The 12,180-nt window shown below is 72.5% G+C and carries 8 protein-coding genes and 1 pseudogene; 4 read left to right on the forward strand and 5 right to left on the reverse strand.

All coding sequences use genetic code 11. The features are described 5' to 3' along the window. Positions 1 to 228: 228 nt before the first annotated feature. Positions 229 to 1,524, forward strand: a pseudogene (locus FREUN1FDRAFT_RS45925) (BTAD domain-containing putative transcriptional regulator); the annotation flags it as partial. A 1,971-nt stretch (positions 1,525 to 3,495) separates the two neighbouring features. On the opposite strand, the gene FREUN1FDRAFT_RS06625 reads toward FREUN1FDRAFT_RS45925, so the two are convergent. From FREUN1FDRAFT_RS06625 to FREUN1FDRAFT_RS06645, 5 genes are all read right to left on the reverse strand, one after another. Continuing rightward, on the reverse strand, positions 3,496 to 4,449 hold the full coding sequence (locus FREUN1FDRAFT_RS06625; protein WP_006539206.1) for an ABC transporter permease: 954 nt from the start codon (positions 4,447 to 4,449) through the stop codon (positions 3,496 to 3,498). Beyond that, on the reverse strand, positions 4,446 to 5,477 hold the full coding sequence (locus FREUN1FDRAFT_RS06630) for a daunorubicin resistance protein DrrA family ABC transporter ATP-binding protein (protein ID WP_006539207.1): 1,032 nt from the start codon (positions 5,475 to 5,477) through the stop codon (positions 4,446 to 4,448). The genes FREUN1FDRAFT_RS06625 and FREUN1FDRAFT_RS06630 overlap by 4 nt, the downstream gene beginning before the upstream one ends. 116 nt (positions 5,478 to 5,593) lie before the next feature. Next, complete coding sequence (locus FREUN1FDRAFT_RS06635; protein WP_006539208.1) at positions 5,594 to 6,241, reverse strand: TetR/AcrR family transcriptional regulator; 648 nt, start codon at positions 6,239 to 6,241, stop codon at positions 5,594 to 5,596. 6 nt (positions 6,242 to 6,247) lie between these two features. Continuing rightward, positions 6,248 to 6,862, reverse strand: coding sequence for a carboxymuconolactone decarboxylase family protein (locus FREUN1FDRAFT_RS06640; protein ID WP_006539209.1), 615 nt, complete (start codon positions 6,860 to 6,862; stop codon positions 6,248 to 6,250). Between the two features lie 97 nt (positions 6,863 to 6,959). Continuing rightward, a complete protein-coding gene (locus tag FREUN1FDRAFT_RS06645) occupies positions 6,960 to 7,310 on the reverse strand; it encodes a DUF1330 domain-containing protein (RefSeq protein WP_050795759.1) in 351 nt (116 codons plus the stop codon). A gap of 167 nt (positions 7,311 to 7,477) precedes the next feature. On the opposite strand from FREUN1FDRAFT_RS06645, the gene FREUN1FDRAFT_RS06650 reads away from it, so the two are divergent. From FREUN1FDRAFT_RS06650 to nirB, 3 genes are all read left to right on the forward strand, one after another. Beyond that, positions 7,478 to 8,458, forward strand: a complete 981-nt coding sequence (locus tag FREUN1FDRAFT_RS06650; RefSeq protein WP_006539211.1) for an LLM class flavin-dependent oxidoreductase — start codon at positions 7,478 to 7,480, stop codon at positions 8,456 to 8,458. A 184-nt stretch (positions 8,459 to 8,642) separates the two neighbouring features. Next, a complete protein-coding gene (locus tag FREUN1FDRAFT_RS06655; RefSeq protein ID WP_006539212.1) occupies positions 8,643 to 9,404 on the forward strand; it encodes a TetR/AcrR family transcriptional regulator in 762 nt (253 codons plus the stop codon). Positions 9,405 to 9,572: 168 nt separating this feature from the next. Further along, entirely contained in the window at positions 9,573 to 12,170 is a 2,598-nt protein-coding gene (gene nirB / locus FREUN1FDRAFT_RS06660; protein WP_006539213.1) for a nitrite reductase large subunit NirB, read from the forward strand. Positions 12,171 to 12,180 lie beyond the last annotated feature (10 nt).

The raw sequence follows: 12,180 nt of genomic DNA on the forward strand, positions 1-12,180 counted from the left end.
GTGGGCGTGAGCCTCATCCTGCTTGACGGGGTGCGCTGGAACGGCACTCCGGTCGCTGGCGACCGCCCGCAGGCGCTGCTCGCGGCGCTGGCGGCCGCCGGCGGGCGGCCGGTGCCGGCCGAGCAGCTGGCCGCCCTGATCTGGCGCGGGGAGCCGACGGCCAACGCGGTGAAGAGCCTGCAGGTCGTCGTGTCGCGGACGCGGACGATCCTCGGCGCCGGGCTGGTGGTGCGCGACGGCGGCGGCTACCGCCTCGACGTCGCGCCCGACCAGATCGACAGCTCGTTGCTGGCCGCGCTGGCAGTCCAGGCCGGCCAGCTGCTCCCGGGCGACCCGGTCGCCGCCGCCGTCGCGGCGCGCCGGGCGCTCGCGCTGGGCGAGGCCCTGGTGGCGGGCCAGCCGGCGGCAGGCCAGCCGGCGTCGGCCCGGCCGCGGGCGGCGCAGGAGAGCGCCCTGGCCGACGGTCCGCTCGCGGACGTCCGCCGAGCCGCCATCGCCGACCTGGCCACGGCACGGGCCGTGCTCGGCCAGGCCCGCGGCCGCGCGGGGGAGCACGCCGAGGCCCTGCCGCTGCTGGAGGAGGCGGTGGCCGGCCGGCCGGACGACGAGTCGCTGCTGGCCGATCTGCTGCGCAGCGAGGCCGTGGTCCGCAGCCCCGGTGCCGCCCTGGAGCGTTTCGAGTTCTACCGCCGCAACCTGCGGGATCGCCTGGGCGCCGGTCCCGGCCCGGGGCTCGCCCGGGTGCACCAGGAGCTGCTCGCGGCGGACCGGCCCGTCGTGCGAACCGGCCTGCGTCACGATGCCACCCCGCTGCTGGGGCGCGACCGGGACATCGAGCGGCTGCGGGCGATGCTCGCCGGGGCGCGGGTGGTGTCGATCGTCGGTCCCGGTGGGCTCGGCAAGACCAGGCTCGCGAACGTGCTCGCCCGGGACAGCGCACTGCCCGTGGTGCGGATGGTGGAGCTGGTCGGTGTCGCCGCGCCGGAGGATCTGCTCGGCGAGGTCGGCTCCGCGCTCGGCGTCCGTGATTCGGTCAGCAGCCGTACCGTGCTGACACCGCCGCAGCGTGCGGACCTGCGGGCCCGGATCGCCCAGCAGCTGTCGAGCGGGCCCAGCCTGCTCGTGCTCGACAACTGCGAGCATCTGGTGGCCGCCGTCGCGGAGCTGGTCGCCTTTCTCGTCGCGACCACCGCGGACCTGCGGGTGCTGACCACCAGCCGCTCACCGCTGTCGATCAGCGGTGAGCGGGTGTATCCGCTGGGCGCACTGTCGTCGGCGGACGCTCTCGAGCTGTTCCGTGAACGTGCGGTGTCAGCTCGGCCCGGCGTCCGCCTCGACGACGCGGCCGTGGCGGCTGTCGTCGCCCGGCTGGACGGCCTGCCGCTGGCCGTCGAACTGGCGGCGGCGCGAGTGCGGGTCATGTCGGTCGAGGAGATCGACCGGCGGCTCGCGGACCGCTTCGCCCTGCTGCGCGGTGGCGACCGCAGCGCGCCGGACCGGCACCGGACCCTGCTCGCGGTGATCGACTGGTCGTGGAACCTCCTCGCCGAGCCCGAGCGGCAGGCGCTGCGCTGGCTCGCGGTCTTCCAGGACGGCTTCACCCTCGACACAGCCGAGGAGATCCTCGGGCCGGGGCCGGGGCCGGGGCCGGGGCCGGGGCCGGAAGCGGCGCGGGTGCCGGAGCCGGACGTCGACGTCGTCGACGTGGTGCAGAGCCTCGTCGACCAGTCCCTGCTCAGCGTGCGCGAGACGGTCGGCGGCGTGCGCTACCAGATGCTGGAGACCGTCCGCGAGTTCGGCCTGCTGCGGCTGACCCAGGCCGGCGGTCTCGCCGCGGCCCGCCGGTCGCGGCGCTCCTGGGCGGTGCGCTACGCCCTACGCCAGTACGAGAGTCTCTACAGCGCAGGGCAGTTCGACGCGGTCGACGCCGTGGCCGCCGAGGAGGCGAACCTCACCGACGAGCTCCGGGCGGCCCTGGCCGAGGGTGATCTCGAATCGGTGATGGGCCTGGTCGCGGTGCTGGCCGGGTTCTGGGACATCCGCGGTGAGCACACGCGGATCCTGACGTTGACCGGGGCGATCGGCGACGCGTTCGGTGGCTGGGAGCCGCCGCCCCGGGCGGTGCCGGTCACCCTGGCCGCGGCGTTGGCGGTGCTGAGCAGCGTGGTCGCCCTCGGGGACAGCGACGCCGCGCCGATTCGCGAGCTGCTGACGAGACTTGGCCCGGACGCGGCCGGCGATCCGCGGGTCGCCGCCGGTGTGCGCCTGCTGCTGGCCGTCGATCCAGCCCCCGACCGGCCCGGCTGGCACACGTACGTCGACAACCAGGCGGCCCTCGAACGGCTCGTGCATGACGGCGACCGCTATTGCGCCATGCTCGCCCTGGTCTGGCTGACGCATCTGCACGAGAACGCCGGTGACTCGGCGGCCGCCGTTGACGCCGCGCAGCGAGTTCTGAAGCTGACCCGGCTCGAGGACGGTCCCTGGCTGGCGGCGGGTATGCATACCCAGCTCGCCACGCTGACCCTGCGGCGCGGCGATCCGGCCGCGATGCGAGTCCATGCCCGCACGGCGCTGCCGGTCCTGAGCCGGCTCGGCGCCCTCGACGACGCCGCCAACCTGCGGACCCTGCTCGCGGTCGACGCTATCGGCCGCGGCAAGCTCGACGAGGCCGAGGAGTTCCTGGCCGGGCTGGTCGGATCGGCCGACGAGACCGAGGCCGTCGAGGCGGTCGGGGGGACCGCCCACGGCGCGGCAGCGCCGGAGAGCGACCTGCTGCTCGGCGGAATGATGGTGGGTTTGGTCCGGGCGGAGCTCACGACCGCTCGCGGCCAGGTGTCTGACGGGCTGCGCGAGTATCTGACGGTGGCGCGGCGGACGCGGCGGATCGCGCTGCCCGGGGTGCCGCAGAGTGGGCTGGAGCCCTGGCTGCTGTTCGGCGAGGCGGTGGCGCTGGCCGCGTTCAGCCGGTATGCGGCCGACGCCGAGCAGGTCTCGGTTGGTCGTGAGCTGTATGCGTCCTGCCTGACGCGGTGCTCCAGGCTGTTGGACGTCACGTCGGGTTACATCGACTACCCGGTGTTCGGCACCACGCTGTTCGCGACCGCGACCTGGAATCTGCGGACCTGGGCAGACGGTGCCGGTGAGGCCGGTGAGGCCGGGGGTGGCGGCGAGGCCGGGGGTGCTGTCGGCAGGGCGGGCGCGCCAGACCACGGTATCGATGACGCCGTTCGGCTGCTCGCGGTCGCGCGGCGGTTCGACTACGTGTCCGTCGTCAGCCCGCTGCACTGGGAGTGGGTAGCGGATCTGATCGAGCGATGCGCGCCGGGCCTGCTGTCGGCGGTCGAGGCAGGCCTCGGCGAGCGTCGCGGTATGGAGCTGTTCGACGAGGCACGGGACGCGGTGCTGCGTCTGGCGGGTAAGGCGGGGCTGGCGGGGACTACGGGGGTGGCGAGGGCGACGGAGCAGGGCGGAAGTTCGTGCCTGGCCCTGCGCTCACAAGTTTCGCCGGTAGCTGGCGACGGACAGCGGCAGGAAGATGGCGATCACGGCGAGTCCGGTGAGCAGTGTCCAGGCGACCTGGGCGGTGACCGTTCCGTTGTTGGCCAGGTCCCGGGTCGCGGAGACGAGATGTGACACCGGGTTGACCTTCGTGAAGGTCTCCAGCCAGCCCGGCAGGGTGTCCGCCGGGACGAACGCGTTGGACAGGAACGTCAGCGGGAAGAGGATCATCATCGAGATCCCCTGCACGCTGCGGGCGCTGCGGGCGATCGTGCCGATCCAGGTGAACGCCCACGCGATCGCCCAGCCGGTGAAAACCGCGAGCACCACCGCGCCGGCGACGCCCGGCACACCGCCACCCGGCCGGTACCCGAGCAGCAGGCCCATCAGATAGGTGAGCACGGCGGCGGTCACGTAACGCACCAGATCGGCGACCATCGGGCCGGCCAGTGGCGCGACCCGGGACATCGGCAGCGACCGGAACCGGTCGAAGACGCCCTTGTCCATGTCCTCGCGTAGCTGCGTCCCGGTGGCCATGCAGGTCGTGAGCACCGTCTGCGCGACGATGCCGGGAATCAGCAACGGCAGGTAGCTGTCGACGTCGCCGGAGATCGCGCCACCGAAGACGTAGGCGAACATCGCCGTGAACAGCAGCGGCTGCAGGGCCACGTCGAAGAACTGCTCCGGGTTGCGGCGCATCTTCTTCAGCGCCCGCCAGGCCATCGCGAATGTCTGGACGACGGTGTCCCCGGCCCCGACCCGGCCCTTGGTCCGGGCGAACGCGGCCTCGGTGTCGAGCGGCCTGACCGGTGACCGGCCGGCGAGCGGCGCAGCCGCGGGAACGCCGGTGACGGAGCTGGTGCCGGCGGCCGTGGTGGCGGCATCGGTGGCGGCATCGGTGGCGGCATCGGTGGCGGCGTCGGTGGCGGCGTCGGTGGTGGTGCTCATCGTGCAGCCTCCAGAGCGGAGCCGGCGTGGTCAGCGTGGTCAGCGTCGTCGATGTCGTCGGTGCGGCCGGTGCCGGAACCGTCCGCCGGGACGTCATGACCGGTGAGGGCGAGGAACACCTCGTCGAGCGTGGGCCGCGCGACGCTGACCGAGCGGATGGAGACCCCGGCGGCGCGCAGGCCGAGCAGCACGTCGGCGGCCCGGTCGGCGTCCGGGAGCGCAACGTTGAGCCGGCCGGCCTCGGGGGTGAGCACCGGCTCCTCGGCGAGGACACGGCGCACCACCTCGGCGGCGGCGGCCTGGTCGGCCCCCGACTCCAGCTGGACCTGCAGGGTCGACTCGCCGACCTGCGACTTCAGGTCGTCCGGGGTGCCCTCGGCGACCTTGCGGCCGTGATCGATCACGCAGACCCGGTCGGCGAGCTGGTCCGCCTCGTCGAGGTACTGGGTGGTGAGCAGGACGGTGCAGCCGTCGGCGACCAGGCCGCGGATGGTGTCCCACATCTGGCCCCGGGTGCGTGGGTCGAGACCGGTGGTCGGTTCGTCCAGGAAGATCAGGGGCGGGCGGGTGATCAGGGAGGCGGCCAGGTCGAGGCGGCGGCGCATACCCCCGGAGAACTCGGCGATCCTGCGGTCGGCGGCCTCCTGCAGGCCGAACTGCTCCAGCAGGCGCCGCGCCGTCGAACGTGCGTCGGCGGCGCGCAACCCCTGCAGACGTCCGAACAGCCACAGGTTCTCGGTGGCGGTGAGATCCTCGTCGACCGAGGCGTACTGCCCCGTGACACCGATGAGCTGCCGCACCCGGTTCGGATGCGCGGCGACGTCGACCCCGAAGATCTCGGCCTGCCCGCTGTCGATCGGCAGCAGGGTGGCCAGCATCTTCAGGGTCGTCGTCTTGCCGGCTCCGTTCGGGCCGAGAACTCCGAAGATCTCGCCCTGGCGGACGTCGAGGTCGATTCCGTCGACCGCGCGTTGTTCACGGAACGTCTTGACCAGGCCGCGGGCCTGGACTGCGGGTACGGCTCCCAAAGCGGGTTCCTCCGGGTGGGAAGGGCGGGAAACTGACACCCGGGACGGTAGTTGCCCGCGGTTTCACCGCACCTGCACGCCGCTTTCACCCGTCTGTCGGGCCGCCGTCGCTCGTTTCACCGCCCCGTCGGCTGCTGTACCTGTGCCTGCGGCTGTGACTGCGCGTGGCTGCGCGCGAGCTCCTCGATCTGATCACTGAGGTAGGCCAGGACGGTGTCGTACCCGGACCCCAGCCCGTACTCCTCGTCGATGGCGATCAGCTGGGTGACACCGACCATCACCAGCTGTGCCACCAGCGGGGGGCACCGCTGGGGCGGGACACCGAGATCCGCCAGGGCGGCCGTGAACGCGTCCAGCTGGAGCTGCCGGTAGTGCTGGTAGTACTCGACGATCGCCGAGCGGATCGCCTTGCGGTGGTTGGCCAGCGCCATGAACTCCAGGTTGAACCTGGTGCTGGTGTTCATGCCGGCCTCGCGCAGGTCCCAGAGCTGCCGCAGGGTCGGGCGCGCGTGGATCGCCTCCCGCAGCAGGTCCAGCCCGACATCCGCGCGCCGTCGGAAGACCTGCAGGAACAGGTCGTCCATGGTCCGGAAGTAGTAGTGCACCAGCTGCGGGGCGAGCCCGGCCCGCGCCCCGACGCGGCGCGACGTGACGGCGGCGTAGCCCTCCTCGAGCAGCAGCTGCTCGGCGGCGTCGAGCAGCTGGTCGCGTGTCGTCGACTCCCTCGTCGCGGTCCGCTGATGGGTCGTCTGATTGGTCGTCATAGGCGGTCAGTCCCCCAGCGCTGGAAGTGCCGGTGCGTCCAGGGGCTCGGAGGGTGGGTCCGCTTCCAGGCCGACGTTGTTGAACACCTGCGCCAGGCAGAGATAGCTGCCGACGACGAAGGAGAGCTCAAGAAGCTGCGGCTTGTCGAGATGGGACGCGAGCACCTGCCAGGTCTCGTCGTCCACGCGGAATCGGTCGATCATCTGGTCGACCGCGGCCATCATCGCGCGTTCGAGCGGCGTCCACACCTCGGCCTCGGCGCCCTGGGGGATGGCGTGGACCTGTTCGGTGGTGACGCCACAGGCCCGACCGATGCGGACGTGGTGGATCCACTCGTACTGCGAGCGGGTTCGCCAGGCCACTCGCAGGACGAGCAGCTCACGGTGCGCCGGGTCCAGCACCGAATCCTTGCCGACAAGGACCTCGGAGAAGGCGAGCCAGGGCTCGGTCAGCCGGATGTGGTGGGCGAACAGCCGCAGCGAGGTCGGCATCGGAAGCGCGTTCGGGCGGTCCGGCGCGAACAGCTCCGGCCGGCGTAAGTAGCGGGGCAGGGTCTGCGCCGCGTCGTCGCTCCACTGCTCGACCGGCAGCGGCGAGATACGCGCCGACTCCGCCGTCATCGCTGGCACCGGGTGGCAGAAGGGCTCGTCATCATCGTTGTCAGAATCCTCATCCCGTCGGTGTGGGTAGGGGTGTCGGGGGCGTGGGGAGGGCGGGTCAGGTGGTCGCGGTCGGGGTGGGCCGTGGGGTGAAGCCCGCCGCGATGACGAGGCTGCAGTCGGCCGCGGCCTGCCGCAGCGGGGCGGCGGCCTGGTAGCTCTCCGACTCGTACCAGGCACGTGCCTGCTCGACCGAGGCGAACTCGATGACGACCGTCCGGCTGCCCGGCCAGGACCCTTCACGGATCTCGACACCGTCGTCGACCACCAGGACCCGACCGTCGTACTCGGTGAGCGACCGGCCGGAAAGCTGGCTGTAGGCCGCCATGCCGGCCGGGTCGTGGATGGTCTCGGTCACGATCACATACCCCTTGGGCACCGGCGGCTCCTCACCTGAACGTAGGTTCATGGTCGAATGCTGTCACCGATTGGGCCTACCGCGCGACCGGCAGGCCAGGCTGGCCGGTGCTGGGAGTATGCCCCGCCACGCCGGCAGCCGCCACAGAAAACGGACCAGCGGTCCGGAAAACGGCGGTTCGGCATCCGACCGGATGTCCGGACCGGTAGAACCTATTCATGACTCCGGTGAGCCAGTACGAGTTGTCCTGCGGGCTGCCGCCGGGCCCCGACTTCGCGGAGCTCGCCGTCCTCGCCGAGGAGCTCGGCTACACCCGGGTATGGATCTTCGACTCGGCCCCGCTGTGGGAGGACCCGTTCGCCCATCTGGCGCTCGCGGCGGCCCGCACGACGCGGATCGGGCTCGCGACCGCCGTCCTGATCCCCACCCAGCGCTCCGTCATGACCATGGCGTCCGGCATCGCCACGATCGCGCGGCTGTCCGGGGGCCGGTTCCGCGCCTGCTTCGGAACCGGCTACACCGCGCGGATGGCGATCGGCCAGCCGGCGATGCCACTGGACGCCATGGTCGACTACGTCGGCTCGCTGCGGCGGCTGCTCGCCGGCGAGACCGTCGTGCTCGACGGAGCGCCGACCCGGATGCTGCACTGGCCCGGCATGGCCGCGCCCCGGCCGGTCGAGGTCCCGCTGTGGCTCAGCGTCCTCGGACCGCGGGGTAACCGGCGGGCCCCCGAGGTGGCGGACGGGACGATCGGCCCTGTGCACCCCACCTTGCCGACCGCGACGATGGTCACCGGCACCGTGCTGGACGCCGGCGAGGACCGCGAGTGTGCCCGGGTGCGTGCGGCCATCGGGCCCTGGCGGGTGATCCCCTGGCACACCGCCTACGCCGTCGGGGGCGCGTCGGCGGTGGACCGGCTGCCCGGCGGCGAGCGGTGGCGGGCAGCCCTCGAGGCGCTCGCGCCGGAGGGTGAGCGCCACCTGCTCAGCTTCGAGGGCCACGTCACGCACCTCGCCGAGCGGGACCACCTTCTGCTGGACCACATCGACGCCCGGACGATGGTCGGGGCCCCCGCGGACATCCGCGACGGGCTCGACAGGCTGGCCGCGTCCGGCTTCAGCGAGATCATGTACCAGCCGTCCGGCCCCGACGTCGCCCGCGAGCTGCGTACGTTCGCCGCCGCACACCGGGCCGGCTAGGGCGGCCGGCCGGGGTGGCCTCGCCAGGGTGGCTCGCCGGGGTGGCCTCGCCGGGGTGGCTCGCCGGGGTGGCCGATCCGGGCCGGCCGGCCCCGGCGTCTTCCTCCCGGGTGACGGGGGGCGGACGGCCGACCCAAATGCGATCAGCATTCACTTATCTGCCGTGTGAGTATCGGAGCGGATCTTGCATACTGTCCAGGTGGACTCGGACGGCCTCGTGGCGTGCGCATCCGTGGGCCTCGAGCCCGGTTCGGCCCGCTGGTGGATCCAGCGCTCGGACCTCGACCGCCGCCGCCGGCCTCGGCTCGGCGGGCTGTCCACCGAGCGGATCATCGGAGCCGCCCTCGATGTCCTGCGCGAGGACGGGCTGGACGCTCTCACGGTGCGCGCCGTCGCCGAGCGGCTCGGCACCAGCAACGCCTCGCTCTACCGGCACATCGCCAGCCGGGACGAACTGATCGCGCTGATCGGGGACCACGTCATGGGCGACATCCGGATCGAGCGCACCGGCCGCGGCTGGCGAGCCGACATCGAAGTGCTCATGAGCGAGATGCGCCGGGTCATCCTCGACCAGCCGCTTCCCGACGCGGCGGGGCGGAACATGCACGGTTACGGCCCCAACATGCTGCGCTTCGTCAACGCGGCGGTGACCGCCTTCGACTCCGCCGGGCTGAGCAGGGCGGAGGCCGTGTACACGACCATCGCCATGATCGAGCTCGTGGCGGGCGCCGCGACCATCCAACGCAGCCGTTCCGGCCGCAGCCCGAGCGGCGTCCCGGCCGGCGCCGGCTTCGACGAACTGCTCGACCGTCTGCCCCCCGACGATGTCGCGGCGCTTCGCGAGACCGGGGACGTCTACCTGTCCGCGCCGGCCGACGCCGTCTTCGCGCACAGCATGGCGATCTTCCTCGACGGCGTCACCAGCCGGCTCCCCGCCGGCCACTGACACCGGCGCACAGCAGAGCCCGCGCACAGCAGTGTGCGCACAGTGCCCACCCGGCGGCGGTGAGATCTCCTTGCCCACGAGTTAACGCCTGCGCGCGCTCGGCATAACAGGGCCTGGCGACCATGGCCGCAGCCGGGCCTGACGGATCCGGGCGCGTGGGGACTGGTCATGGAAACGAATTCGGGCCGCCGTCTCGTCGTGGTCGGCAACGGCATGGTCGGCCAGCATTTCGTCGAGGCGCTGCGAGAACGGGACGTCGACCGCCACTGGCAGGTCACCGTCTTCGGGGAGGAGCCGCGGCGAGCCTACGACCGGGTCGCACTGTCGTCCTACTTCGACGGAGCCAGCCCGCAGAGCCTGGATCTCGTCGCCTCGGGCTGTTACGACGGCCACGGCTACCGGCTGCATCTCGACGAGGCCGTCATCGCGATCGACCGCGCGGCCCGGACCGTCACCACCAGCCGCGGGCGGGCCGTCGGTTACGACGAGCTCGTGCTGGCGACCGGTTCCGCTCCGTTCATCCCGCCGGTGCCCGGCGCCGACCTGCCGGGCTGTTTCGTCTACCGCACGCTGGACGATATGGATGCGATCCGCGCGGCCGCCCAGCGGGCGACGGCGCGGGTGGGGCTTGTGGTCGGCGGCGGGCTGCTCGGGCTGGAGGCCGCCCGCGCGCTGCGGCTGCTCGGGCTGGCCGTGCACGTCGTAGAGATGGCCCCGCGGCTCATGCCGTTGCAGGTCGACGAGGGCGGCGGCGCGTTGCTGCGCCGGCTGGTCGAGGAGCTCGGCGTCACCGTCCATCTCGGTACCTTCGCCGCCGCGGTGACCGAGGCGGCACCGGACCAGGCCGCACCGAGGCTCGTCACCCTGGGGGACGGCACCGAGCTGCCCGTCGACCTGGTCGTGTTCGCCGCCGGGGTGCGTCCGCGTGACCAGCTCGCGCGGGACGCGGGGCTGGCGGTCGGCGCGCGGGGCGGGGTGGTGGTCGACGCCGGCTGCCGCACCGCCGACGCCGCGGTCCACGCGATCGGGGAGTGCGCCTGCATCGACGGCACGGTCTACGGGCTGGTGGCTCCCGGCTACGCGATGGGTTCGGTGCTCGCCGACCGGCTTGCCGGCGGGAACGCGGAGTTCCGTGCCGCGGACACCGCCACGAAGCTCAAACTGCTCGGCGTGGACGTCGCGAGTTTCGGTGACGCGCTGGCGACCACCGACGGCGCGCTGGAAGTCACCGTCAACGATCCGGTCGCCGGTTCCTACGCCAAGCTGGTCGTCTCCGACGACGCGACCACCCTGCTCGGGGGAGTGCTGGTGGGGGACGCGTCGAGGTACGCCGCCCTGCGTGCGCTGGTGGGCCGGCCGCTGCCCGGTGACCCGCTGGCGATGCTGGCCCCGCGCGGTGACGGGGGCGTGCCCGGCGGGGCGCTGCCCGCCGACGCGATGGTCTGCTCCTGCCACGCCGTGACGCGGGAGGCGATCGACACCGCGATCGCCGGGTCCGGTCTCACCACCGTCGCCGAGATCAAGGGGTGCACGAAGGCCGGCACCGGCTGCGGGTCGTGCGTTCCGATGCTCTCGACGCTGCTGACCGAAAGCGGGGTGACGGTCAACAAGGCGCTGTGCGAGCATTTCGACTGTTCGCGCGCCGAACTGTTCGACCTCGTCCGGGTCCAGCAGATCCGGACGTTCAGCGAGCTCGTCGGCCGGTACGGCCGCGGCCGCGGCTGTGACGTCTGCAAGCCGGTCGTGGCGTCCGTTCTCGCCAGCCTCGGCAACGGCCACATTCTCGACGGCGAGCAGGCGGCGCTGCAGGACACCAACGACGCGTTCCTCGCCAACATCCAGCGCAACGGCACCTATTCGGTCGTGCCGCGGATTCCCGGCGGCGAGATCACGCCGGAGAAGCTCATCGCCATCGGTACCGTCGCCCGGGATTTCGACCTCTACACGAAGATCACCGGCGGGCAGCGCATCGACCTGCTCGGAGCCCGGCTGGAGCAGCTGCCGGCGATCTGGCGCCGTCTGGTCGACGCCGGGTTCGAGTCTGGGCACGCCTACGGCAAGGCGCTGCGCACCGTGAAGTCCTGCGTCGGGTCGACCTGGTGCCGGTACGGCGTGCAGGACTCCCTCGGCCTCGCCATCGCGCTGGAGCTGCGCTACCGCGGCATCCGATCACCGCACAAGATCAAGGCCGGGGTCTCCGGCTGCGCACGCGAATGCGCCGAGGCCCGCGGGAAGGACATCGGCGTGATCGCCACCGAGAACGGGTGGAACCTCTACGTCGGCGGCAACGGCGGCTTCCGGCCGCGGCACGCGGACCTCCTGCTCACCGACGTCGACACCGAGACCCTGATCCGCACGATCGACCGTTTCATCGTCTTCTACGTCCGCACCGCCGACCGGTTGCAGCGGACGTCGAGCTGGGTCGAGTCGCTGTCCACCGGCCCCGGTGGTGAGCAGGCGGACGGCCTGGACTACCTGCGCTCGGTACTCGTCGACGACGCCCTGGGCATCGCGGCGGAGCTCGACGCGGCGATCGAGCGCCACGTCGGCGCCTACGAGGACGAATGGGCCGCGGTGCTGGACGATCCGGTGCGCCTGCGCCGGTTCGTCTCGTTCGTGAACGCCCCGGACACCCCCGACCCGAGCATCTCCTTCGTGACCGAGCGCGGCCAGCCCCGGCCGGTGCTCCTGGGCCTCCCGTCTGCCGCCGTTCCGGCCCCCGCCGTTCCGGCCTCCGGCGTCCCTGCAGCCGTACCGGCCCGATGACGGGAAAGGA

This window comes from Parafrankia sp. EUN1f (assembly GCF_000177675.1).
In the GTDB taxonomy this organism is placed as follows: Bacteria; Actinomycetota; Actinomycetes; order Frankiales; family Frankiaceae; genus Parafrankia.